This is a genomic window from Brevundimonas sp., assembly GCF_035935935.1.
Taxonomy (GTDB): Bacteria; Pseudomonadota; Alphaproteobacteria; order Caulobacterales; family Caulobacteraceae; genus Brevundimonas.
Genome location: NZ_DASYWO010000002.1, coordinates 57,883 through 79,768, shown reverse-complemented (window position 1 = coordinate 79,768; position 21,886 = coordinate 57,883). Strand labels below are relative to the sequence as shown.

The 21,886-nt window shown below is 69.4% G+C and carries 22 protein-coding genes; 6 read left to right on the top strand and 16 right to left on the bottom strand.

Annotated elements, in window-relative coordinates; translation table 11 throughout:
• Positions 1-32: 32 nt before the first annotated feature.
• Positions 33-1,112: a sugar kinase gene (locus VGR32_RS00805; protein ID WP_327447068.1), complete on the bottom strand. Its 1,080-nt coding sequence runs from the start codon at positions 1,110-1,112 to the stop codon at positions 33-35.
• A gap of 110 nt (positions 1,113-1,222) precedes the next feature.
• Positions 1,223-4,189 (bottom strand): TonB-dependent receptor, encoded by a 2,967-nt coding sequence (locus VGR32_RS00800; RefSeq protein ID WP_327447066.1) that lies wholly within the window; start codon positions 4,187-4,189, stop codon positions 1,223-1,225.
• A 150-nt stretch (positions 4,190-4,339) separates the two neighbouring features.
• Between VGR32_RS00800 and VGR32_RS00795 the strand changes: the two genes are divergently transcribed.
• Positions 4,340-5,701: a pectate lyase gene (locus tag VGR32_RS00795; protein ID WP_327447064.1), complete on the top strand. Its 1,362-nt coding sequence runs from the start codon at positions 4,340-4,342 to the stop codon at positions 5,699-5,701.
• A gap of 3 nt (positions 5,702-5,704) precedes the next feature.
• On the opposite strand, the gene kduD is transcribed toward VGR32_RS00795, so the two are convergent.
• Entirely contained in the window at positions 5,705-6,463 is a 759-nt protein-coding gene (gene kduD / locus VGR32_RS00790) for a 2-dehydro-3-deoxy-D-gluconate 5-dehydrogenase KduD (protein WP_327447062.1), read from the bottom strand.
• 113 nt (positions 6,464-6,576) lie between these two features.
• On the opposite strand from kduD, the gene VGR32_RS00785 reads away from it, so the two are divergent.
• Positions 6,577-7,236 (top strand): RpiB/LacA/LacB family sugar-phosphate isomerase, encoded by a 660-nt coding sequence (locus tag VGR32_RS00785; RefSeq protein ID WP_327447060.1) that lies wholly within the window; start codon positions 6,577-6,579, stop codon positions 7,234-7,236.
• A gap of 4 nt (positions 7,237-7,240) precedes the next feature.
• Here VGR32_RS00785 and VGR32_RS00780 read toward each other — a convergent pair whose 3' ends face one another.
• Both VGR32_RS00780 and VGR32_RS00775 read right to left on the bottom strand, forming a co-directional pair.
• Positions 7,241-8,284, bottom strand: a complete 1,044-nt coding sequence (locus tag VGR32_RS00780) for a LacI family DNA-binding transcriptional regulator (RefSeq protein ID WP_327447058.1) — start codon at positions 8,282-8,284, stop codon at positions 7,241-7,243.
• A gap of 65 nt (positions 8,285-8,349) precedes the next feature.
• Positions 8,350-9,672, bottom strand: a complete 1,323-nt coding sequence (locus VGR32_RS00775) for an amidohydrolase family protein (RefSeq protein ID WP_327447056.1) — start codon at positions 9,670-9,672, stop codon at positions 8,350-8,352.
• A 148-nt stretch (positions 9,673-9,820) separates the two neighbouring features.
• Here VGR32_RS00775 and VGR32_RS00770 point away from each other — a divergent pair, with 148 nt between their 5' ends.
• Entirely contained in the window at positions 9,821-10,498 is a 678-nt protein-coding gene (locus VGR32_RS00770) for a murein L,D-transpeptidase catalytic domain-containing protein (protein WP_327447055.1), read from the top strand.
• A 16-nt stretch (positions 10,499-10,514) separates the two neighbouring features.
• On the opposite strand, the gene VGR32_RS00765 is transcribed toward VGR32_RS00770, so the two are convergent.
• The 3 genes from VGR32_RS00765 to aceA all read right to left on the bottom strand — a co-directional run bounded on the left by VGR32_RS00765 (position 10,515) and on the right by aceA (position 12,465).
• The gene (locus VGR32_RS00765) at positions 10,515-10,799 is read right to left on the bottom strand and encodes a hypothetical protein (protein ID WP_327447054.1); all 285 of its coding nucleotides are present in this window, start codon (positions 10,797-10,799) and stop codon (positions 10,515-10,517) included.
• A gap of 162 nt (positions 10,800-10,961) precedes the next feature.
• Positions 10,962-11,171, bottom strand: coding sequence for a hypothetical protein (locus VGR32_RS00760; RefSeq protein WP_327447053.1), 210 nt, complete (start codon positions 11,169-11,171; stop codon positions 10,962-10,964).
• 13 nt (positions 11,172-11,184) lie between these two features.
• Positions 11,185-12,465 carry an isocitrate lyase gene (aceA, locus tag VGR32_RS00755; RefSeq protein ID WP_327447052.1) on the bottom strand — a complete coding sequence of 427 codons (1,281 nt, stop codon included), beginning with the start codon at positions 12,463-12,465 and terminating at the stop codon, positions 11,185-11,187.
• 146 nt (positions 12,466-12,611) lie between these two features.
• Between aceA and VGR32_RS00750 the strand changes: the two genes are divergently transcribed.
• Complete coding sequence (locus VGR32_RS00750; protein WP_327447051.1) at positions 12,612-14,018, top strand: helix-turn-helix domain-containing protein; 1,407 nt, start codon at positions 12,612-12,614, stop codon at positions 14,016-14,018.
• A 36-nt stretch (positions 14,019-14,054) separates the two neighbouring features.
• On the opposite strand, the gene VGR32_RS00745 is transcribed toward VGR32_RS00750, so the two are convergent.
• The 3 genes from VGR32_RS00745 to VGR32_RS00735 all read right to left on the bottom strand — a co-directional run bounded on the left by VGR32_RS00745 (position 14,055) and on the right by VGR32_RS00735 (position 16,405).
• The gene (locus tag VGR32_RS00745; protein ID WP_327447050.1) at positions 14,055-14,531 is read right to left on the bottom strand and encodes a hypothetical protein; all 477 of its coding nucleotides are present in this window, start codon (positions 14,529-14,531) and stop codon (positions 14,055-14,057) included.
• Positions 14,532-14,592: 61 nt separating this feature from the next.
• A complete protein-coding gene (locus tag VGR32_RS00740) occupies positions 14,593-15,300 on the bottom strand; it encodes a hypothetical protein (RefSeq protein WP_327447049.1) in 708 nt (235 codons plus the stop codon).
• Between the two features lie 124 nt (positions 15,301-15,424).
• The gene (locus VGR32_RS00735) at positions 15,425-16,405 is read right to left on the bottom strand and encodes a WYL domain-containing protein (RefSeq protein WP_327447048.1); all 981 of its coding nucleotides are present in this window, start codon (positions 16,403-16,405) and stop codon (positions 15,425-15,427) included.
• A gap of 88 nt (positions 16,406-16,493) precedes the next feature.
• Here VGR32_RS00735 and VGR32_RS00730 point away from each other — a divergent pair, with 88 nt between their 5' ends.
• Together VGR32_RS00730 and VGR32_RS00725 are read left to right on the top strand one after the other, a co-directional pair.
• Positions 16,494-16,724, top strand: coding sequence for a hypothetical protein (locus tag VGR32_RS00730; RefSeq protein WP_327447046.1), 231 nt, complete (start codon positions 16,494-16,496; stop codon positions 16,722-16,724).
• Positions 16,725-16,767: 43 nt separating this feature from the next.
• A complete protein-coding gene (locus VGR32_RS00725; RefSeq protein ID WP_327447044.1) occupies positions 16,768-18,261 on the top strand; it encodes a sulfotransferase in 1,494 nt (497 codons plus the stop codon).
• Here VGR32_RS00725 and VGR32_RS00720 read toward each other — a convergent pair.
• The 5 genes from VGR32_RS00720 to VGR32_RS00700 are packed head-to-tail and all read right to left on the bottom strand — an operon-like array spanning position 18,258 to position 21,831.
• The gene (locus VGR32_RS00720) at positions 18,258-18,665 is read right to left on the bottom strand and encodes a DUF1801 domain-containing protein (protein WP_327447042.1); all 408 of its coding nucleotides are present in this window, start codon (positions 18,663-18,665) and stop codon (positions 18,258-18,260) included. The genes VGR32_RS00725 and VGR32_RS00720 overlap by 4 nt on opposite strands.
• Positions 18,666-20,081 (bottom strand): NAD(P)(+) transhydrogenase (Re/Si-specific) subunit beta, encoded by a 1,416-nt coding sequence (locus VGR32_RS00715; RefSeq protein ID WP_327447040.1) that lies wholly within the window; start codon positions 20,079-20,081, stop codon positions 18,666-18,668.
• Positions 20,082-20,099: 18 nt separating this feature from the next.
• On the bottom strand, positions 20,100-20,378 hold the full coding sequence (locus tag VGR32_RS00710; protein ID WP_327447038.1) for a hypothetical protein: 279 nt from the start codon (positions 20,376-20,378) through the stop codon (positions 20,100-20,102).
• Complete coding sequence (locus VGR32_RS00705) at positions 20,375-20,698, bottom strand: NAD(P) transhydrogenase subunit alpha (RefSeq protein ID WP_327447036.1); 324 nt, start codon at positions 20,696-20,698, stop codon at positions 20,375-20,377. The genes VGR32_RS00710 and VGR32_RS00705 overlap by 4 nt, the downstream gene beginning before the upstream one ends.
• The gene (locus VGR32_RS00700) at positions 20,698-21,831 is read right to left on the bottom strand and encodes a Re/Si-specific NAD(P)(+) transhydrogenase subunit alpha (RefSeq protein WP_327447033.1); all 1,134 of its coding nucleotides are present in this window, start codon (positions 21,829-21,831) and stop codon (positions 20,698-20,700) included. The genes VGR32_RS00705 and VGR32_RS00700 overlap by 1 nt, the downstream gene beginning before the upstream one ends.
• Positions 21,832-21,886: the final 55 nt, after the last annotated feature.

Sequence of the window (21,886 nt, the reverse complement as noted above, 5' to 3'; positions counted from 1 at the left end):
ATCCTGCGCTCCGCCGCGCCGGAGGCCAAGCCTCAGCGCACCGAGCGCGCGTCGCCGCCCGCGACCAGAGCGGCCACTTCCGAGGCGTCCACCATGGACGTGTCGCCCGCCGTCGTCATGGCCAGCGCGCCATGCGCCGCGCCCCACTCGACCGCCGCCTGCAGGTCCATGCCGTCCAGCAGGGCGTGCGCCAGCCCCGCAACGAAGCCGTCGCCGCCGCCGACCCGGTCCAGCACGTCCAGTCCCGGTCGCGCGACGGAGCTCACGACGCGCCCGTCCGACCAGGCCTGCGCCGACCAGTCATTACGCCCGGCCGTGTCGGCGGTCCGCAAGGTCGCCGCGACGATCCGCACCTCCGGGAACTCGGCCGCATAGGCCCGCGCCGCCGTTTCCAGATCCGCCTTCGCGTCGACGTCCAGACCCAGGCACGCGCGGAAGCCCCAGGCGTCGCCGATCATGACGTCCACGTGCCGGGCGATCTCGCGGTTGACGCGCCGCGCGGCCTCCGGGTCTGCGTGCGCCGCCCACAGGCTGGCCCGGTAGTTCAGGTCATAGGACACGACCGCGCCCGACGCCTGCGCCGCCTTCACCGCCGCCAGCGCGGTCTCGGCGGAACTCTCCGACAGGGCCGCGAAGATGCCTCCGGTGTGGAACCAGCGCACGCCCTCGGCCCCGAACAGACGGCCCCCGTCGATTTCCTCGCGCATCAGCTGCGACGCCGCCGAGCCGGCCCGATCCGACACGCCCCTCGCCGGCCGCACGCCGAACCCGCGCTCGGTGAAGTTCAGGCCCACGCGCGTGTTTCGCCCGATGCCGTCGAACTCACGCCAGACCACGTGGCTGCGATCCACGCCCCCCTGCGCCATCAGGTCGTCGACCAGCAGGCCCAGGTCGTTGCGCGGCAGGGCGGTGACCGCCGTCGTGCGCCGCCCGAAGCCCTTGGCCAGGGCGCGGGCCACGTTGTACTCGCCGCCGCCCTCCCAGACGTCGAACCGGCGCGCCGTGCGCACCCGGCCCTCGCCCGGGTCCAGACGCAGCATGACCTCGCCCAGCGCCGCCAGGTCCCAGCGGCAGGCGTCTGCGGATCGAATGCTCAGCGGCGCTGCGGTCATCGGGCCTCCCTGGCGACACCCTGCCTCAAGGCGTGCGCCGGACAAAGAGACGGCCGGTCCGGATTGGGGCCGGACCGGCCGAAGGTGTTCTCCTCAGGAGAGGAAGGGGATCAGAACCGCGCGCGGGCCCCGATGTAGTACTGGCGTCCGGTGTGGTGGTAGACGGACGTGCTCTGGCGGTTGTCGTCGCCCACCCACTGGTGGTTGAACTCGTCCGTAAGGTTGATGGCCTCGAACGTCAGGTCGACGTCGTCGGTCAGCTTGAACGAGGCGGAAGCGTCCAGGTTGAACGTCTCCATCTTGCCTTCCAGCGCATTGCCGTTCCGGCCCGGCACGTTCTGGATGTAGGCGTCGCGGGCCGAACCAGACACGCGGGCCGAGAAGCGCTCGTCCTCGTAGTACAGCGTGGCGTTCCACGATTCCGGCGACAGGTTGATCAGATCGGCCGTGACGAAGGTCGAGCACAGCGCGTCGTTGCAGTAGTCGATCTCGCTTTCGACACGGGTGTAGTTCAGCTGAACCCCGGTGTTGCCCAGCGGTCCGGGCAGGAAGCTGAACGGCTGCTGGTAGCTGACCTCGAACCCGCTCAGCGGACCGCCGTCGGTGTTCACCGCGCTGGTCAGCTGAAAGATGGTCGAGCCCGAGCACACGCCGGTGCAGAAGGCTGGCGCGAAGGCCGACGGGTTCAGCGCCGTCAAATCCGTGTACGGCAGGTCCTGCCGCAGGATCTGGATGTAGGTGTCGATCTCCTTGTGGAAGTACGCGAAGGACAGAAGGCTTTCCGGCGCGAAGTACCACTCGATCGAGAAGTCGTAGGTGTCGGCCCGGAAAGGCTCCAGCTTCACATTGCCGATCGAGGCGGTGAAGTTCGGACCCGAGGCGTTCAGCGAGGTGGTCGGCACCAGGTAGTTGGTGCCTGCCAGCGTGTTGCCGATCTGGGGGCGCGCCATGACCTTGGCCGCGCCGAAGCGGACCAGCAGGTCATCCATGGGCTCGAACACCAGGTTCAGGGACGGCAGGGTGTCGGTGTACTCATGCTCCCCGCTGACCTTGGTGCCCCCGCCGGTAGAGCTGTAGCCCTCGGCGTAGATGCGGGTGTTCGCCTGACGCACGCCGACGTTGCCGCGGAACGGCATGCCGAACAGCTCGGTGTTCCAGTCCGCCTGCACGTAGACCGCCAGATCCTCTTCCTCGATGGACCGGTTGCCGCCGCGGGCGTTGCCGTTGGTGATGCTGGTCAGGGTGAAGTCCCCGCCCGGCACGCCGGTGTTGCAGTTGCAGTAGATGTCGAACAGCGCGGCGATCGCATTCAGGTCCGGGCGTACCCACCCGATCGTGCCGCCGGGGACCAGACCACGCCCGAAGCCGGTCAACTGGTTCGAGATGTCGGCCACCGTGACCCCGGCGGGAAGAACCGGCACCACCGTCTCGTCCGCGCGGCGGGACTCGTAGGTGGTCGACTCATAGGTCTTGTAGTTGACCCCGGTCTTGAACGTTAGCCAGTCGGACGCGTCGTACTCCAGATCGCCCTGCCACGACATGAACAGGTTGTCCGCGCCGTTGGGACGGATGCGGATCTCCGACCGGGGCGTCGACGCGGTGGACGGCCGCCACGCCCAGGAGGCGGGGTTGGTAACGTCGATGCCGTAGGTGATGACCGGCGAGTTCATGTTGCCGCGGAAGTCCCAGCCGTATCCGTCGACGTCGTTGGCATCGAGGGTGACGGTGGTCTGGATCGGGTTCTCGAACGTCGATTCGGCCCGGCCGATGTAGTAGCGGCCCCGCAGGCGGTCGGTGAACTCGTGCTCGGCGGTGAAGCTGACCTGGGTGAACTCGGTCGACAGCACGTCGTAGCGGCTCTCGGAACGCAGATCGACGTTGTCGAACAGGCCATAGACCAGCATGCCGTTCTCGACGGCGGCGTCGCGGACGATGACCTGAGTCTGACCGCCGGCGGCCGCGTTGCGGCTGAACGACAGGGCCTGCAGGAAGTCCTCCTGACGCGTCGCGTCGAGCTTGGAGTACAGCACGTCGACGGAGAACATCGTCGTGTCCGCAGGGCGCCACTGCAGCGACCCGGTCACGCCCAGCCGTTCCTGCTCGTGCGTCAGCCGGCCGTAGCGCGGCAGTCGCGGGATGAAGACGTTGGCCTGGTTGGCCGTCTGGTAGGCCGTGACGTTGGCGGCGGTGTTGGTCGGGCGCGCGTTGCCGGTCGAGCAGTTGGCCGCGTTCGAGCCGTTGGCCGTACTGTTGCCCGGGTTCTGCGGCGTGACGCCGACGGGGCTGCAGAAACCTCCCGAGCTGCCGGTGCCCGTGGCGGGCGCCCAGCGCACGGTGCTGAAGCCCTCTTCGAGCAGGCTGCGCTCGCTATAGGCCACCGAGATCAGCGCGCCGAACTGGTCCTGATCGCCGAAGGTGCTGCTGGCCAGCACCGCCATCCGCGGATTCCACTGCTCGGAGAGGTCGTTGTAGCCGGCCTGGGCGGAGAAGGCGAAGGCCGTGCCCGGATAGTCGAACGGCCGCGAGGCCTGCAGGTCGACGGTCGCGCCCAGCGAGCCCTCTTCGGTTTCCGCCGCCGCGGTCTTGCGGACGGTGATGGAGTTGAAGAGCTCAGACGCGAAGACGTTGAAGTCGAAACCGCGGCCCCGGTTGGCGCCGCCGGACGAGTCCGTGCCCCCCGTGGTGGCCTGCGCCTCCATGCCGTTGATGCGGGTGCGGGTGAAGTCCGCGCCGAGGCCGCGCACGGTGATCGAGCGGCCCTCGCCGGCGTCGCGATCGATGGCGACGCCCGGCACCCGCTGGATGGCTTCGGCTAGGTTCAGGTCAGGAAAGTCGGCGATGTCTTCCGCCACGATGACGTCGACCACCGTCGCCTCGCGACGCTTGGCGGCGAGACCCGCCGTAAGGCTGGCGCGGTAGCCCGTCACGACGATCTCATCGACCTCGGTTTCCGGGTCCTGGACCTGCGCCGAGGCCCCGATGACGCCCAGCGTCATGGCCATGGCGAGGCCGGAACCGCCTGCGATCAGCGTGCGGCGAAAGGCGCGGGAATCCCGGGCCTGAATGAACTGCGACATATGCCTCCTCCCAATGGGCATACAGGACGCCGGAGTGACCCCGGTCTATCTGTTTTTGCGGCGAGCCCCTCGGGGGCCTACCGTTTGACACCGGTGTCAAATGCGCGTGGAATGCGGCGTGACACCGGTATCAAACAAGAGCCTAAACTCATGACTCGCGTTTCGGCAACCCCGTTCGCTCAACGCCTGCTCACCGCCGCCGTCATCGGCGTCGCGACCGTTGCCGTTTGCGCACAGTCGCCAGCCCGGGCCCAGCAGCTGGCGTTTCCGGGCGCAGAAGGCGCGGGTCGACATGCCGTGGGCGGACGCGGCGGCCCCGTGCTGAGGGTCACGTCGCTGGAGGACGCGGGGCCCGGAACCCTGCGAGCGGCCATCGACGCCGAAGGGCCGCGCACGATCGTCTTCGACGTCGGCGGGACCATCCGGCTGCGCTCGCCGCTGGTCGTGCGCGAGGGTCGCGTGACCGTGGCCGGTCAGACGTCACCGGGCGGCGGCATCGCCCTGCGGGACCAGCCGCTGATCATCCGTGCCGACGACGTGGTGATCCGGCACATCCGCTCCCGCCTGGGCGACGAGAGCGGCGTGGAGGCCGACGCGATCTCCATAGAACGCGGCAGCCGCATCATCCTCGACCACGTTTCCGCCAGCTGGTCGGTGGACGAGACCCTGTCGATCGGCAGCCGCTATGATCCGCCGGAGCGGGGCATTTACGACGTCACCGTGCAGAACTCGATCATCTCGGAGTCCCTGAACGCGTCCGCTCACGCCAAGGGCGATCATGGCTACGGCACGCTGGCGCGGGGCGGACACGGGGCGCGCATCAGCTTCATCGGCAACCTCTGGGCCAGTCATCGCGCGCGCATGCCTCGGCCCGGCAACTACAATCCGCCTGCGGCGGACCCGGTCGGTCCCCTGTTCGAGTTCCGTCAGAACGTCTTCTTCAACTGGGGAGGCGGCCACGCGGGCTATGACGCGGACACGGAGTCCATTTCGACCTACGCCTTCGTCGGCAACGCCTACCTCCCCGGCCCGGACAGCCAGGGGCGCTGGGCGTTCGAGGATTCGAATCCGCTGGCCAAGGCCTGGTTCGAGGGCAACGCCATGAACGGCGTGGTGCCCGCGGATCCGTGGAGCCTCGTCAGGTTCGACGGCGGGCCGGGCCAGCGCCTCGCCGCGCGTCCGGAGTGGGCTGCAGCGGCCGACTCCGGCCCGGTCGCGACGACGACGCGCGTGCTGGCGGAAGCCGGCGCCTTGCCGCGCGACCCCGTCGACGCGCGGGTCGCTGAGGGCGTGCGGGGCGGCTCCGGGAGGATCATCGACAGTCAGGAAGGCGTGGGCGGCTGGCCTGAGCTCGCGCCCGGCGTCCCGTGGACGGATTCCGACGGGGACGGCATGCCCGACGCGTGGGAGCTTGCGCGGGGGCTGGATCCTGCCGATGAAAACGACGGTCCCACCGACGCGGACGGCGACGGCTTCACCAACCTCGAGGACTGGCTGAACAGCCTGACCTGAGACTCAGCGCGCCATCCAGCCGCCGTCGACGGTCAGGATCGTGCCGTGGACATAGGCCGAGGCGTCCGAGGCGAGGAACACCGCGGCGCCCTTGAGGTCGTCAGGAGAACCCCACCGGCCGGCGGGAATCCTCGCCAGGATGTCCCGGCTGCGCGTCTCGTCGGCCCGCAGGGCTTCGGTGTTGTTCGTCGCGAAGTAGCCCGGCGCGATGCCGTTGACGTTGATCCCCTTGCTCGCCCATTCACACGCAAGCAGCCGGGTCAGACCCGCCAGCCCGCTCTTGGAGGCGGTGTAGCTGGGCACGCGGATGCCGCCCTGGAAGCTCAGCATCGAGCAGATGTTGATGATCTTCCCGCCCCGTCCGGCGTCGACCCATGTCCGCGCCACCGCCTGCGACAGGAAGAACGCGGACTTCAGGTTCGTGTCGATCACCGCATCCCAGTCCTCTTCCGTGAAGTCGAGGCTGTCGGCCCGCCGGATGATGCCCGCGTTGTTGACCAGCACGTCGATCGCGCCAACCGCCGCGACGGCCGTGGCGACGACGTCCGCGATCGGCGCAGTGGAGCCCAGATCGGCGGGCACGGCGTGGAGGGCGCGGCCCGTCGCCGCGACCATGCCCGCCGTTTCGCTCGGCGCCGACCTGCCCACGGCGACGATGTCCGCTCCGGCGTCGGCGAGCCCCACGGCGATGGCCTGACCCAGACCGGTGTTCGCGCCGGTGACGAGGGCCGTGCGGCCGGTGAGATCGAACATGGTGCTCATTTCGTCAGGTCTGGAGGGCGGAAAGGACCATCGCGTCCCGACGCCGGATTGTGAATAGGTAACCGGTGTCATATCTTGTGGCAAACGCGCCGCGACGTCCCGAAAGGATCGCCATGAAGATCGCCCTCATCATCGAAAACAGCCAGGCCGCCAAGAGCGAGACGGTGCATGCCGCCTTGAAAGCTGTCGCCGAACCGCTTGGGCACGAGGTTCACCACTACGGCATGTACTCGGCGGAAGACGGCGCCTCGCTGACCTACGTCATGAACGGTCTGCTGGCGGGCATCCTGCTGAACTCCGGCGCCGCGGATTTCGTGGTCACCGGATGCGGCACGGGGACAGGCTCGATGCTGGCGGCGAACGCCATGCCGGGCGTGTTCTGCGGCCTGATCGTCGATCCGACCGACGCCTTCCTGTTCGGCCAGATCAACGACGGCAACGCCATCGCCATGCCCTATGCCAAGGGCTTCGGCTGGGCGGCCGAACTGAACCTGCAGGACGTCTACCGCAAGCTGTTCGAGGGCGAGCGCGGACTGGGCTACCCGAAGGAGCGCGCCGAGATCATGCGCCGCAACCGCGGCATTCTGAAGGACCTCAAGGCCGTCACCTGCCACGACATGCTGACGGTGCTGAGAACGGTCGATCAGGATCTGCTGAAGGCCGCCGTCGCCGGCGAGCGCTTCGGCGAGCTGTTCTTTGCGAACGCGACCGACGAGGGCATCCGCGAGCACCTGCGGGGCGTCATCGGCGCCCGCACGCCGCAGCCCGCCTGAGGCGTCAACGCGGCGGGGCGGCGGTCGAGTCGCGCTCCACCAGCTGCGGGTCGACCGTCGGCTGATCGAGAGCTGAAGGATCCAGCCCGCGCAGGCCGGCCGTCAGCTTCTCGGCCGCCATGCGTCCCATGTCCCGGATGGGCAGTCGCACCGTGGTCAGGTTCGGCCAGACGCGGGACGCCATCGGCAGGTCGTCGAAGCCGACGATCGAGAGGTCGCCCGGCACCTCCAGCCCAAGGTCGCGCGCTGCCTTCATCACCCCGATGGCCATCTCGTCGTTGCCGGCGAAGATTGCGGTCGGACGATCCGTCAGCGCCAGCAGATCCCGGGCGGCCTCCACACCCGACTCGAAGGTGTAGGCGCCCTGCCGGACCAGATCCGCCGCCAGCTCCAGTCCGTGCTCGGCCAGCCCTTCGCGGAAGCCCCTCCCCCGCTCATGCGACGACCGGAAGGTGCCGGGACCGGAGATGAAGGCGACGCGGCGGTGGCCGAGCCCGGCCAGATGACGCGCCGCGCGCGCCGCCCCTCGACTGTCGTGCGTGACCACCATGGCGCCCGGCTCGTCCAGCGAAACGGAGGCGATGCGGACGTAGGGGCAGTCGGCCTCGTTCAGGATGGCCACGACGCGCTCGTCCTCGGACACCGATGGGGGCATCACGACGCCGAACAGCTTCTGGCGGACGACGAAGTTGCGCACGTCGTCGAGAAAGGTCGGCGAGGCGCGGTCGCAGGGGTGCACCACCAGCTCCAGGCCCGAGCCGCGCACGCCGTCCAGCACGCCCTGCTGCATGTTGACGACGTAGTTGGGGCTGGGGTTGTCGTAGATCATTCCGACGAGGAAGGACCGCTTCAGCGCCAGCCCACGAGCCTGCGGATCGGGGGTGTAGCCGTGCTCGGCGATGACGGCCTCGACGCGGCGACGCGTCTCCTCCTTCACGGAAGGCGAGTGATTGATGACGCGCGAGACGGTCTTCTTGGAGACGCGCGCCAGACGGGCGATGTCGTTGATGGTGGCGGGCTTGCCACCGCTGCGGGAAGTCTCGCTCACGCGTCGCGTCTCTCTGGCCGAACGCCGTCCTTAGAGCAGATGCCGGGCGATGGCGACCCGAGGCCTCACGGCCGGTCGTCGCGATGCACAACGCCGCCCTTCATCACGAAGCGGACCCGTTCCAGTTCGGTGACGTCCTGCAGGGGATCACCCGATACGGCGATCAGGTCCGCCGGCATGCCGGGGAGAAGGCGGCCTGCCTGGCTGGAGATGCCGAGGTGCTCCGCGGCGTTGACCGTGGCCGTCTGGATGGCCTCGATCGGGGTGAGCCCGGCCCGGACCAGCAGGGCGAACTCGCCGGCGTTGTCGCCGTGGCGCGACACGCCGCTGTCGGTGCCGAAGGCGATGCGGACGCGGCCGCGGTGCGCGCGGGCCGCCATGTCCAGCATGCGCGGTCCCGCCTCCAGCGCCTTGGCCGTCTGCGCCGGGGTGAACCAATTGTCCGGACCCGAGGCGACGCGCGCGACGTAGTCTCCGGCCATCAGCGTGGGCACCAGCCAGGCGCCGTGTTCACGGAACAGCCGGATCGACTCGTCGTCCAGATAGGTGCCGTGTTCGATGGAGTCCCCCCCGGCGCGCAGGAAGGCGTTTATGCCGTCGGCGCCGTGGGCATGGGCGGTGACCTTGCGGCCCATGCGGTGCGCCACCTCGACGATGGCCGCCAGCTCGGCGTCCGTGAACTGCTGGCCCAGACCGGCGGCGGTGTTCGACAGAACGCCGCCCGTGGACGTGATCTTGATGACGTCGGCGCCGGCGCGGACCTGCGTGCGCACGGCACGCATGCAGTCTTCGGGGCCGGAGCAGATCGACTCCGAAGACAGCAGATGCAGCACGTCCTCGCGATAGCCATTCGCGTCGCCGTGACCGCCGTGGACCGAGATGGAGCTGCCGGAGGCCAAGATGCGCGGACCCACCACGTCCCCACGGGCGACGCCGTCGCGCAGGGCGAAGATGGCGTCGTTGGGCGCCCCCAGATCGGCCACGGTGGTGAACCCCGCCATCAGGGTCTTGCGGGCGGCGCCGGCCCCCAGGATCGCACGGTCTGCGTCGTCCAGCGTGACCGCCTGAAGACGTGCGTTCGGGTTCTGCTCGCTGGTCAGATGGACGTGGGAATCGATGAGGCCGGGCAGGACGAAGGCGTCCCGCAGATCGATCACCTGGCCGTCGCCGACGAAGCCGTCGCGGATTTCGACCAGTTGGTTCCCGGTGATCACCAAAGTTTTATCGCGCTGCACAACGCCGTTCGACGGGTCGGCCAGCAGGCGGCCGACGTGCACGTAGATGGTCGGACCTGATGGCGCAGGGGCCGGTGTGGCGGGCGTTTGCTGCGCGCATGCGGCGCCCGCCAGCGCCACCCAGGCCATCGCGGTCGCAAGTATCGATCTCATGGCGCCCCTCCCGGTATGAGCCTTGCACCCTACCCGCTCGCCGCCATTCGCCAAGGCTCAGGTTGAAACGGGCGGCCGGCTTTGAAATGTTCGGACACAGTCAGTGTAACCGCTACGAGGGCGTCGCATGCGGGTGTCGAGGCGAGGAATGATACTGGGCGGGTCCGCCCTGCTGGCCGGCTGCTCGTCGGCCGCGTCGTCGGTTCAGCCGGTGACGCCGCTGGCGAAGGTCGTCGCGCCGCCGGTGGTGGCGGCTCCCGCCATTCAGATCGCCTCCGCCGACCCGTTCGTCAGCCCGCCGCTCGATCCCCGCGGCGTGGTCCGCAAGGAACTGATGGAGCGCGCCATGGCGGCGCTGGACATCCACCACGCCCGGATCCCCAACCGGGACCGCATGTACCTGGTCGACTTCAAACGCCATTCGGGGGAGGAACGGCTGTACGAGGTCGATCTGCACGGCGGATCGGTCAAGACGCTGCGGACCAGCCACGGGCGCGGGTCCGACCCGTCGCACAGCGGCTACGCCCAGAACTTCTCGAACGTGCCGGAAAGCTACTGCTCATCCGTCGGGTCGTATGTGTCGGCGGGTCCGTCGTGGGGTCCCGCGCAGGGGCCGAACGTTCTGCTGGACGGCCTTGAGTATTCCAACGACAAGGCCCGCGACCGCGCGATCATCGTGCACGGCGCGGACTATGCCGATCCGGACTTCCTGGCCCGCGAAGGCAAGCTGGGCCGCAGCTACGGCTGCTTCTCGGTGGCCCACGCCGACCTGCCGGACCTGCGCGAGCGCATGGGACACGGCCGCCTGCTGTTCGCCTTCGCCTGAGGCGCGTTCGGGAGCCTTAAGGATAGCCGCAAACGCCTGACGCGTTCGGCTGCCAGAGGTCATATTCCAGCGTGGCGCCGTTGTCGGCATATCCGAGCTCCACCGTCGCGCCGACAGGCACGAGGTGCGTGCCGCCGTACGAATAGTTGGACGCATTGGTCGAGAGCAGCAGAACGCGGGCGCAGACGGGCACGCCGCTGTAGTTGACCGCCCGTTCCCGGTAGGTCATCCCGCCAAGCATGTCCTGCGTCAGATCGGTCCGGATCAGCGCGCCCACCATTGGGCCCGATGTGGCCTGCACTTTGACGGTAGAACTGAGGATGCTCGGCTCGCTGAGCGTTTCGCATCCTCCCAACGCGAGGACCCCGATGACGAGCGTCAAAAACCGACCAGTCCGCATGCGAGACCCCTCCAAGACTCGAACCAGCCTATCTGACGATGCGCCGTCGGCAAACCTGAGGCGTCATTCGTAGCCGTGCGCGGCCTCGTTGATGACCTGGCTGGGCATGGACGAGAAGTCGACGCTGACCGGCTGGGTCGCCTTGGCGCGGAAGGTCTTGAGGACATGTTCGAGGCGGCGACGCACCTCACGCTCGGCCTCGGTGCCGTCCTGCAGGGCCAGGGGGGCCAGGCAGAAGTCGATGATGGCGGTGGGGTTGCTGAGCGGTTCCATGGCTGTCTCCTGATCAGTGGGCGGCCGCGAACTGGGCGGCCTCGGTGGAGTCCTTGAGCGCGGTCGTGGAGGACCGGCCCTGCGAGATGACGGTGGCGACGGCGTCGAAGTAGCCGGTGCCGACCTCGCGCTGGTGGCGGGTGGCGGTGTAGCCGGCGGCCTCGTTCGCGAACTCGCGCTGCTGCAGCTCGGAATAGGCCGCCATGCCGCGGTCGCGGTAACCGGAGGCCAGCTCGAACATACCGTTGTTCAGGCTGTGGAAGCCGGCCAGGGTGACGAACTGGAACTTGTAGCCCATGGCCCCCAGCTCGCGCTGGAACTTGGCGATCGTGTCCTTGTCCAGTTTGGCCTCCCAGTTGAAGCTGGGCGAGCAGTTGTAGGCCATCAGCTTGCCGGGGTGCTCCTTCTGGATCGCCTCGGCGAAGCGGCGGGCGTCGTCAAGATCGGGGTGGCTGGTCTCCCACCACAGGACGTCGGCGACCCTGGCGTAGGCCAGCCCGCGGGCGATGCAGTGATCCAGGCCGGTTCCGGCCTTCAGGCGGTAGAAGCCCTCCACCGTGCGGTCGTCGCGGTCGATGAAGGGGTGGTCGCGCTCGTCGACGTCGGACGTGATCAGCTGGGCCGACTCGGCGTCGGTGCGCGCGACGGTCAGGGTGGCGGTGCCCATCACATCGGCGGCCAGACGGGCCGCCACCAGATTGCGCTCATGCTGCGCGGTGGGGATCAGCACCTTGCCGCCCAGATGGCCGCACTTCTTCTCGGACGCCAGCTGATCCTCGAAATGCACGCCGGCGGCGCCCGCCTCGATGAAGGCCTTCATGATCTCGAAGCTGTTCAGCGGTCCGCCGAAGCCGGCCTCGGCGTCGGCGACGATCGGCACGAACCAGTCGCGCTGCGCGCCGCCCTCGGCGTGCTCGATCTGGTCCGCCCGCTGCAGCGTGCGGTTGATGCGGCGGCACAGCTCGGGAGCGGCGTTGGCGGGATACAGGGACTGGTCCGGATACATGGCGCCGGCCGTGTTGGCGTCGGCCGCGACCTGCCAGCCCGACAGGTAGATGGCCTTCAGCCCCGCGCGGACCATCTGCATGGCCTGGTTGCCGGTGACGGCGCCGAGCGCGTTCACGTAGTCCTCGGTGCGCAGCAGCTCCCACAGCTTGTTGGCGCCACGCTCGGCCAGGGTGTGGGTGATCGGCACCGAGCCGCGCAGACGCAGGACGTCCTCGGCGGTGTAGGGCCGCTCGATGCCGTCGAAGCGCCCTTGCGGCGCGGGGACGAGGTCGGTGAAGTCGGTCATGGTTCAGCTCGCGGCGCCGCGGGATGCGGCCTGGTCCAGAGAGGAACACGCGTCGGTCACGAATGACACCGCGACCACCGACCCAATGAAGTCTTTTAGACACTTTGCGACATCGCTTGTTAAGTCATGATGTGACATCAGGGGACATGGACGCGGACAAGAAACTGTTTCTGGGCGGCCGGCTGAAGCGGCTGCGTCGGGATCTGCGGCTGACCCAGACCGCGATGGCCGCCGACCTGGGCGTTTCGCCGAGCTATCTGAACCACGTCGAGCGCAACCAGCGCGCCGTGTCGGCGCAGCTGCTGCTGCGCCTTGCCGAGACCTACGACGTCGACCTCCGGGCGCTGGGCCGCGACGGGGCCGTGGACGAGGCGCAGGTGCGCGAGGCGCTGGCGGATCCGGTGCTGGCGGGGCTGGAGGTGCCGCGCCACGAAATCGTACAGTTGATCGACGACCAGCCGGCCCTGGCCGAGGCGTTGCTGCGGCTGTTCCGGGCCCACGATGCGCGGCGCACGGCGCAGGCGACCCTGGGGCAGGAGGCCGTGGAAGGCCCCGCCGACTGGGTGCGCGAGCATGTCCAGCAGAGGCGCAACTTCTTCCCCGAACTTGACGGGATGGGCGAGGCGCTGGCGGCGGCGCTGGAGGTCGAGACCCCGGGCGAACCCTTCGAGGCACGCGCCCGCGCACGGTTGAGAGCGCGGCATGACCTGACCGTCCGCACCGTGCCGGCCGAGGTGATGGTGGAGTGGACCCGCCGGTTCGACCCGCACCGGAACCGCCTGCTGCTGGCCGAGACGCTGGGGCCATCGTCGCGGGCCTTCGCCGTCGCCTATCAGCTGGCCCTGACAGAACACGGCCCGCAACTCGAAGCCATGGTCACAGCGGCGAACCCGCCCGACGACGGCGCAGGGCGGCTGCTGAAGACGGCGCTGACCAACACCCTGGCCGCGGCCGTTCTGATGCCTTACGGCGCCTTCCACGCCCTGGCGGAGGCGACCGGGTACGACCTCGGCCGGCTTCAGGCGCGGTTCGGGGTCAGCTATGAACAGGCGGCGCACCGGCTGACGACGCTGTCGCGGCCCGGAGCGCGGGGCGTGCCCTTCTTCCTGATGCGGGTGGACCAGGCGGGCAACGTGTCCAAGCGGTATGCGGCCGACGCCTTCCCCTTCGCCCGGTTCGGCGGGTCGTGCGCGCGTTGGCGGCTGCACAGCGCGTTCAGGACGCCGGGCCGCATGGTGACGCAGATCGTCGAGACGCCGGACGGGCAGCGTTGGTTCACGATGGCGCGGACGGTGGATCGGCAGGGTCATGACGGGTTCGGCGAAGGGCAGGACCTGGCGATCGGTCTGGGGTGCGAGCTTCGACACGCGCCCCGGCTGGCCGCCGCGCGCGGGCTGGATCTGGCTGCCCCGCAGGTAACGCCGATCGGACCGGCCTGCCGCCTGTGCCCGCGCCACCCCTGCGCCGAACGCGCCGCCCCGCCGCTGGACCGGCCGCTGGCGGTCGATGACTGGGCCAAGTCGGTGAGCCCGTATCCGTTCAGGACGGGGTGAGAGTGAGAGTCCGAATAAAAAAGACTCTCATTTCCATCACCAGTCGTCGGCGCGCTCACCCTCCTCGGCGTGGCGGAGCCGCAGCGCGGCCTTGGCCTGCGCCTCGATCAGCTTCGCCGCGCCGCTGAGACGGTCGAGCTGTTCGCGCGCCTCCCGCTGGGTCCGGGACGCCGCGCGGGCCTCGCCGTCGGCAAGGGCCTCATGCAGGCGCCGCCAGCGGAGCGCCTCCATGGCGCGCCCGGCCTCCAGCGCCTGGGTCATGCGGCGCCACGCCTTGTCGGCGGCGTCTGAGCTGGCCTGGATCGGGGCCTCGAGATCGAGGGGCGCGGGCGCTTCGACCCGACGGTCGCGCCGGAGCCAACCGTCCTGTCGGGCCCGGCGCCAGAAGGTGGCGGTGGCGAGGCCGAGATCTTCACAGATTTCACGAGCGGGCAGCCCCGCGTCGTAGAGCTGGCGGGCGACGTCCCACAGGTCGTCGCCGAAGATCGGGCCGGTGAGCGTCGCGTCAGTCATGCGCGCAGCATGCGACGCCGCTGCGCCAGATCCGGACGTGGCCACAGCGGCACGCCGTGTTTCATTCGAGGCGCTGGACCATCACCCCGTCCTCGGGGCGAGCGAGGGGGCGCATTTCATCGACGTAGACCTGGCCTGCCGTGCCGCTGGATCGAGTCAGGACGCCCGCGTCGGATCGCGCGTAGGTCTCGCATCGGATTTCGGCGGTCTGCACCGCCACGAAGCTCTTCACAGCCGGGTCCGAAAGGGCGGTCGCCGGAATGCCGGCGACCATCTCGTCGAATGCGGCAGGCCAGAAGCGGTAGTAGACCTCCGCCTCGTCCTCCGGAATGAGGACGTCGTCCTCGCTGGACCACGCGCCGTTGCGGGACAGACGCATGGTCGGCCGGTCGGTCGTCGACCACGGACGCTGGCACACTCCCCGCTCGTCCAGCTTGAACGACGAGGTCCAGCAGAACTTGATCAGGCGGGCGCCGTGCGCGTCGGCGCGGGCCTGCAGGGATTCGATCAGGGGGCGCGCGTCCTCGGCCGTGGCCAGGCCGTCGTCGGCCCAGCCGGTCGCGACCCGGAACCAGGCGACGTCGGTGCCTGTGCAGACGTAGATTTCCTTGCGCGCGAAATCATAGCGCTGAATGGCCGAGCAACCGTTCTCTTCGGCGTCCCAGGTGCACCACCAACCCTTGCCGAGGACGGCGGAAACGTCGGCGACCGCCACGGGGTCGGGCGCGCCGGCGACGAGGACGATGGAGATGGCGAGGGCGACGGACATGCCCCGATCCTGCACGTGCCGCGGCTGGGAGCAAGGCGATCACGCGGGCGCTTGCCGGGTACCATACCAGGCGTCGCTGGCCGGACGCGGCCACCCTCGCCTGCGGACGGAGGAGACGTTCCGGTCAGCCTAACGTCGCCTGCGCCGCCGCCAGTTCATCCGCCATCACCTGCTTCAGCCGCTCCGGCGCGAGGATGGTGACCGAGCCCGACCAGGTGAACAGGTGCCAGGCGAGTTCGCGCATGCCGGATGCGGTGAAGCGGACGATCACGCCGCCGTCGGACTGGTCCTCCAGCGTCTGGGTGGGGTGCCAGCGCCAGGCGCGGGCCTCTTCGGCCTTCTCGCCGGGCGCGACCTTCAGAACCACGTCCTCGACCGCGTCCTGGTAGATGCCGAAGCTGCGGGCGGCGAAGGCGCCGAGGTCGAAGTCGGCGGGCGGAGCGGCGGTCCCCTCCTCCGCCCGGACGGCGGCCATGCGGTCGAGGCGGAAGGTCTGAACCTTCGACGTCGTGAGGTCGGCGGCGACGAGGTAGTTGGCGCGGCCGAACATCAGGCCGCAGGGCGCGACGGTGCGGCGCCGCGCCTCGGCCCCCGGGCGGCTGTAGGTGAAGCCCAGCGGCCGTTGCGCCAGCACGGCCTGCCGGATCTCGGCCAGCATGGCCTCGTCCGACGACGGGCGCGGTCCGGCCTGGACGGCGAGGGTCTCGGCGCGCATCAGCGCCTCCTGATCCGGCGCGATGCGGGTCAGGACCGAGGCGCGCATGGCGGCCTTTATCTTGCGCTCGAGGCTTTCCAGCGCCGCGGCGCGGGCGGGTTCGTCCGTCGCGCGCAAGCCTTGGGCCGCGCGGGAAAGCTCGACCAGTTCCGGCATGGTCGGGGCCTGCTCGAAACCGTTCAGGCCCCCGCGGATGCGCCAGCGCTTGGTCGGCGGGTCCGACACCTCCTCGGCCAGGGGATACAAGGACATGACGGCGTCGCGCATGCGCTCGACGGTGCGGCGGCCCACGCCCAGCTCCTGCGCCATCTCGTCCAGCGTCAGACCCTCGGCGCTGGCCGCCATGCGCCGGGCGAGTTCGATGACCAGACCCGCTTTTTCGTGCCGCATGGGCGCCCCTGAAAGCTACGACCGTTTCTGACGCAACGCTGCACCATAATGATCCCATCGACAAGTCGCCCCGTGCAGGACAACCGAAATGACCGCCTTCCAGCCCCACGCCGCCGTCGCCGAAGCCCGCTACATGATCGTGCCCTGCGAAGGCCGGTCCAGCGACCTCGCCGTCATCTGGGATCGGCTGGAGGAGCAGGTGGTGGACGTGATCGATCGCCGCGCCGCCGCCCGCTGGACCGAAGAGGACGCCCTGTGGGACGAGGGCCGCGCGGCCTTCCACGCCGCGGACGCCGAACCGTTGCGGATGGCCGCGTGATCCGGGCCTTGCCCGCCGCCCTGCGCCCGGCTAGCCGGAGGTGATGACGGACGCGATCCAGACCCTCGACGGCGGACAAGCCGTGAATGCCGCAGTCGAGGCCTTCAAGGCGCGGGAAAGAGACGCTTGCGCCGCCCTTCTTGGCCGGGCGCTGCAGGCGGCTCCGCCGCTGGGCCCCAAGTGGATGTCCGTGTCGCGCATGGCGGACACCATCGGCGAGGTGAACATCGCCCTTGCCGCCGCGAGGCTCGCCATCGCGGCGTCGCCGACGGCCGAGCACCGGCAGGCGTATGCGAACTTGCTGAGCCAGAACGGGCGGACGGAGGAGGCGCGGCGGGAGGCGCTGGCGCTGGTTCGCGACCGTCCGAACGACCCCTCCGCCCTGCACTTCCTCGCGACCATCCACGTGCAGTTCGGTGAGGAGGGTGAGGCGACGGCGATCCTGCGCCGCATTCTGGCCCTGCCGACGGTGGCCATGGGGGCGGAGAACGCCTGGTCGGTGCTGGCGGGCATCAAGACCTTCACGGCGGACGACCCGGACATTCCGGCGATGGAAGCCCTGCTGGCCCGCATCGGCCATGCGCCGGACCGGCGGATGAGCCGGGTCGTGCTGCTCTTCGCGCTGGGCAAAGCCTATGACGACGCCGGGCAGGCGGACCGGTCCTTCGAAGCCTTCACGGAGGCCGGGCGGCTGCAGATGCCGGACAGCACCTATCGTCCGGACGAGGCGGATCGGTTCGTGGACGACGTGACCGGGGTCTGGGACGAAATCTTCATGAAGAGCCTGCCGCGCTCCGACTGCGACAGCGACCGGCCGATCTTCGTGCTGGGCCTGCCGCGCTCGGGGACGACGCTGGTCGAGCAGATACTGGTCAGCCATTCGCAGGTGCACGACGGAGCCGAGGTGCAGATGTTCCGCCATGCGGCGATGAAGCTGCCGAGCCAGGACCCGCGCTCGGTGGCCGAAGCGTTCGGGGGGCCGGGAGGCGCGGCGATGCCGGGCAGGATCGGCCGATCCTACCTGCACCTGCTGGACGAGCGTTTCGGCAAGGAAGGACGGGTGGTCGACAAGACGCTGAACCACACGCGGATTCTGGGTCTGATCCATCAGTGTCTGCCGAACGCGAAATTCATCTGGCTGAGACGTCACCCGGCGGGCATCGCCTGGTCGTGCTTCCGCACCCGCTTCGCCAAGGGCGTGGACTGGGCCCGGTCGCTGGAGCACATCGGCCGGCATTTCCGGGGCGAGGACCGGCTGTGGGCGCACTGGTCGAAGGTGCTGCCGGCCGGCACGTTGCTGACCGTGCCCTATGAGGAGCTGGTGGCCGATCCGGACGCGTGGATGCGCAAGATCCTGGACCACGTGGGCCTGCCCTGGGAGGACCAGGTGAAGGACTTCCACAAGACCGACCGGGCTGTGACCACGGCCAGCTTCGCCCAGGTGAGGAAGCCGCTGTATTCAAAGTCGGCGACGGCGTGGAAGCGCTATGAGGACAAGCTGAAGCCGTTCTTCGACGCCTATGAGGGGCGCGGCTAGGCCGGGTATTTCCGCGCCATCGCGGCCCAGGTGGTGGCGGCCAGTTCGCGCAGGACGTCCGGATCGACGTCCGACAGCCTGTTGACGTACAGGCAGGCGACCGAGGTCTTGTGCTTGCCCAGCTTCGCCAGCAGCGGCGCGACGTCCGGCGAGCCCGACAGGACATAGAGCGACAGGTTGGCCTTGCGCGGCGAAAAGCCGATGCGCGGCCAGTCTCCGGTCGAGCTGCGGTAGGTTCCGAAGCCGATGATGGCGTCGCCCCACATGACGGGCGGCTGGCCCGAAACCTCCTCCAGCATGCGGCACACCACCTCCGCATCGGCGCGGCGCGTCGGATGCTCGATGGAGGCGATGAAATCGGCCGCTGGGACGTCGGTGGGGCGGGTCTTGGGTTCGGTCGCCATCTAGAGCCCCTTCACGATCCCCTCGACCATCTTCTTGGCGTCGGCGAAGAGCATCATGGTGTTGTCGCGGAAGAAGAGTTCGTTCTCGACGCCCGCGTAGCCGGCGGCCATGCCGCGTTTGACGAACAGAACGGTGCCGGCCTTCTCCACGTCCAGGATGGGCATGCCGTAGATGGCGCTGGTGGGGTCCGTCTTGGCGGCCGGGTTGGTGACGTCGTTTGCGCCGATGACGAAGGCGACGTCGCAGCTGGCGAACTCGGCGTTGATGTCTTCCAGCTCGAAGACCTCGTCATAGGGGACGTTGGCTTCGGCCAGGAGCACGTTCATGTGGCCCGGCATGCGGCCGGCGACGGGGTGGATGGCGTATTTCACCTCGACCCCCTCCTCCTTCAGCTTGTCGGCCATTTCGCGCAGGGCGTGCTGGGCCTGGGCCACCGCCATGCCGTAGCCGGGGACGATGATGACCTTGGAGGCGTTCTTCATGATGAAGGCGGCGTCGTCGGCCGAGCCCTGCTTGACCGGGCGGGTCTCGACCCGGCCCTCGCCGCCCGCCGCCGCGTCGCCGCCGAAGCCGCCCAGGATCACCGAGAAGAAGCTGCGGTTCATCCCCTTGCACATGATGTAGCTGAGGATCGCGCCGGAGCTGCCCACCAGGGCGCCGGTGATGATCAGGGCGATGTTCTCCAGCGTGAAGCCGAGCGCGGCGGCGGCCCAGCCGGAGTAGGAGTTCAGCATCGACACGACGACCGGCATGTCGGCGCCGCCGATGGGGATGATCAGGGTCGCGCCCAGGACCAGCGCGATCAGGAAGACGCCCCAGAAGGCCCATGTCGCGGTCCCGCCCGAGCCGACCATGATGCCGATCAGCAGCACCATGCCGAGGGCGAGGCCGATGTTGATCAGGTGCCGCGCGGGCAGGAGGATCGGCGCGCCCGACATGTTGCCGTTCAGCTTGGCGAAGGCGATCACCGAGCCGGTGAAGGTCACGGCGCCGATGGCGACGCCGAGGCTGAGCTCGACGATCGACAGGGTCTTGATGCCGCCGTCGGCCGTGGCGATGCCGAAGGCGTCGGGCGCGTAGACGGCGCCGACGGCGACCAGACAGGCGGCCATGCCGACGAGGCTGTGAAAGGCGGCGACCAGCTGGGGCATCTGGGTCATCTGCACCCGCGCGGCGATCAGGGCGCCCGCCCCGCCGCCGACGATCACCCCGCCGGCGATCAGGCCGAGCGTCAGCGGATCCAGCGCGCCGGTGCTCCACACCGTGCCGAGGGCGACGACCGCGGCGATGGCCATGCCGATCATGCCGAAGGTGTTGCCCCGCCGGCTGGTCTCCGGACTGGAGAGGCCGCGCAGACTGAGGATGAACAGGACGCCGGAGGCCAGATAGGCCAGGGCCGCGACGGAAGCGTTCATGCCGCCCCTCTCCTCATTCTATCGACCCATGCGCGTGCGGTTCAGTCGCCACAGGGCGGCGGCGATGAACAGGGGGCCGAGGAAGACCATGGCCCAGTCGAAGGCGTTCATCGGATCGGTCTTGACCAGCAGCCAGGTCAGAACGGCCGAGAAGACCAGCACCACGCCGCAGTCATACAGGCGCATGCGGGTGATGGCGCAGTCGCAGCGCCAAGCCATCCAGACCCACAGGCCCAGGCCGCCCACGGCGGACAGCCAGGCGGCGCCGACGGCAAGACGGACGGGGTCCAGCGTCATGCCTTCGGCCGTTCCTTCTTGCGGTACATGGCCAGCATGCGGCGGGTGACCATGAAGCCGCCGAAGATGTTGACGCTTGCCAGGGTCACGGCGGCGACGCCGGCGCCCTTGGCGATCCAGGCGTTCGCGCCCGTGGCGTCGCCGGACAGGGCGGCCGCGGCGATCAGGCCGCCGACGACGATGACGCTGGAGATGGCGTTGGTCACGGCCATCAGCGGCGTGTGCAGCGCGGGCGTCACCGACCAGACGACGTAGTAGCCGACGAAGATGGCCAGCACGAAGATGGCCAGGCGGAAGACGGTGGGATCGACGTGTTCCATCAGCCCTTCACTCCTTCGTGCGCCACCGCCCCGCCGTGGGTGACGACGGCGGCCTTGAGGATTTCATCATCGAGGTCGACGGTCAGGGCGCCGTCCTTGACCAGCAGGCCGAGGAAGGCGGTCAGGTTGCGGGCGTAGAGGGCGCTGGCGTCGGAGGCGATGCGGCCCGGAAGGTTGGCCCAGCCGACGATCTGGACGCCGTTGGGCGTGGTGACGGTCTCGCCGAGCTTCGCGCCCTCGACGTTGCCGCCGTTCTCGACGGCCAGATCGACGATGACCGAACCGGGCTTCATGGAGGCGACGTGTGCGGCGGTGATCAGGCGCGGCGCGGGGCGGCCGGGGATCAGGGCGGTGGTGATCACCACGTCCTGCTTGACGATGTGGGACGCGGTCAGCTCGGCCTGTTTGGCCTGATACTCCGGCGACATGGGCCTGGCGTAGCCGGCGGCGGTCTCGGCGGCCTTGAACTCCTCGTCCTCCACCGCGACGAACTTGGCGCCGAGGCTTTCGACCTGTTCCTTGGCGGCCGGACGAACGTCGGTGGCGGTGACGACGGCGCCCAGACGGCGCGCCGTGGCGATGGCCTGAAGGCCCGCGACGCCCGCGCCCATGACGAACACCTTGGCGGCGGCGACGGTGCCGGCGGCGGTCATCATCATCGGGAAGCCGCGGCCGTAGCTGTGCGCCGCCTCGATCACCGCGCGATAGCCGGCCAGATTGGCCTGGGACGACAGGGCGTCCATGACCTGGGCGCGGGTGATGCGGGGCACGAACTCCATGGCGAAGGCGGTGGTGCCGGCCTTGGCCAGGGCGGCGACCGTGTCCTTCTCGCGGTAGGCGTCCAGCAGGGCGACGACCACGGCGCCGGGCTTCAGCGCGCTGATCTCCTGCGCCGTGGGACCGCGCACCTTGAGCAGGACGTCGGCGTGGGACAGGACGGCCTTGGTGTCGGCGGCGACGGTCGCGCCGGCCGCGGTGAACTCGGAGTCCGGAATGGAGGACCCCTGCCCGGCCCCGGCCTCGACCGTCACGGTGCAGCCCAGCGCGGCCAGCTTTTTCACAGTGTCGGGAGTGACGGCGCAGCGGGTTTCGCCGTCGCGGCGCTCGCGGGTCACGGCCAGGGCGACGGTCAAGCGAATCCCCTCCCCTCAGGTCAGGGAAGGACGTTAGGCCGGTTTGTGAAGGGCC

Bases quoted from the DNA above. Each gene is read 5' to 3' on its own strand.
- VGR32_RS00805 (WP_327447068.1), bottom strand. From the start codon at position 1,112: ATGACCGCAGCGCCGCTGAGCATTCGATCCGCAGACGCCTGCCGCTGG.
- VGR32_RS00800 (WP_327447066.1), bottom strand. From the start codon at position 4,189: ATGTCGCAGTTCATTCAGGCCCGGGATTCCCGCGCCTTTCGCCGCACG.
- VGR32_RS00795 (WP_327447064.1), top strand. From the start codon at position 4,340: ATGACTCGCGTTTCGGCAACCCCGTTCGCTCAACGCCTGCTCACCGCC.
- kduD (WP_327447062.1), bottom strand. From the start codon at position 6,463: ATGAGCACCATGTTCGATCTCACCGGCCGCACGGCCCTCGTCACCGGC.
- VGR32_RS00785 (WP_327447060.1), top strand. From the start codon at position 6,577: ATGAAGATCGCCCTCATCATCGAAAACAGCCAGGCCGCCAAGAGCGAG.
- VGR32_RS00775 (WP_327447056.1), bottom strand. From the start codon at position 9,672: ATGAGATCGATACTTGCGACCGCGATGGCCTGGGTGGCGCTGGCGGGC.
- VGR32_RS00770 (WP_327447055.1), top strand. From the start codon at position 9,821: ATGATACTGGGCGGGTCCGCCCTGCTGGCCGGCTGCTCGTCGGCCGCG.
- VGR32_RS00760 (WP_327447053.1), bottom strand. From the start codon at position 11,171: ATGGAACCGCTCAGCAACCCCACCGCCATCATCGACTTCTGCCTGGCC.
- aceA (WP_327447052.1), bottom strand. From the start codon at position 12,465: ATGACCGACTTCACCGACCTCGTCCCCGCGCCGCAAGGGCGCTTCGAC.
- VGR32_RS00750 (WP_327447051.1), top strand. From the start codon at position 12,612: ATGGACGCGGACAAGAAACTGTTTCTGGGCGGCCGGCTGAAGCGGCTG.
- VGR32_RS00745 (WP_327447050.1), bottom strand. From the start codon at position 14,531: ATGACTGACGCGACGCTCACCGGCCCGATCTTCGGCGACGACCTGTGG.
- VGR32_RS00740 (WP_327447049.1), bottom strand. From the start codon at position 15,300: ATGTCCGTCGCCCTCGCCATCTCCATCGTCCTCGTCGCCGGCGCGCCC.
- VGR32_RS00735 (WP_327447048.1), bottom strand. From the start codon at position 16,405: ATGCGGCACGAAAAAGCGGGTCTGGTCATCGAACTCGCCCGGCGCATG.
- VGR32_RS00730 (WP_327447046.1), top strand. From the start codon at position 16,494: ATGACCGCCTTCCAGCCCCACGCCGCCGTCGCCGAAGCCCGCTACATG.
- VGR32_RS00725 (WP_327447044.1), top strand. From the start codon at position 16,768: ATGACGGACGCGATCCAGACCCTCGACGGCGGACAAGCCGTGAATGCC.
- VGR32_RS00720 (WP_327447042.1), bottom strand. From the start codon at position 18,665: ATGGCGACCGAACCCAAGACCCGCCCCACCGACGTCCCAGCGGCCGAT.
- VGR32_RS00715 (WP_327447040.1), bottom strand. From the start codon at position 20,081: ATGAACGCTTCCGTCGCGGCCCTGGCCTATCTGGCCTCCGGCGTCCTG.
- VGR32_RS00710 (WP_327447038.1), bottom strand. From the start codon at position 20,378: ATGACGCTGGACCCCGTCCGTCTTGCCGTCGGCGCCGCCTGGCTGTCC.
- VGR32_RS00705 (WP_327447036.1), bottom strand. From the start codon at position 20,698: ATGGAACACGTCGATCCCACCGTCTTCCGCCTGGCCATCTTCGTGCTG.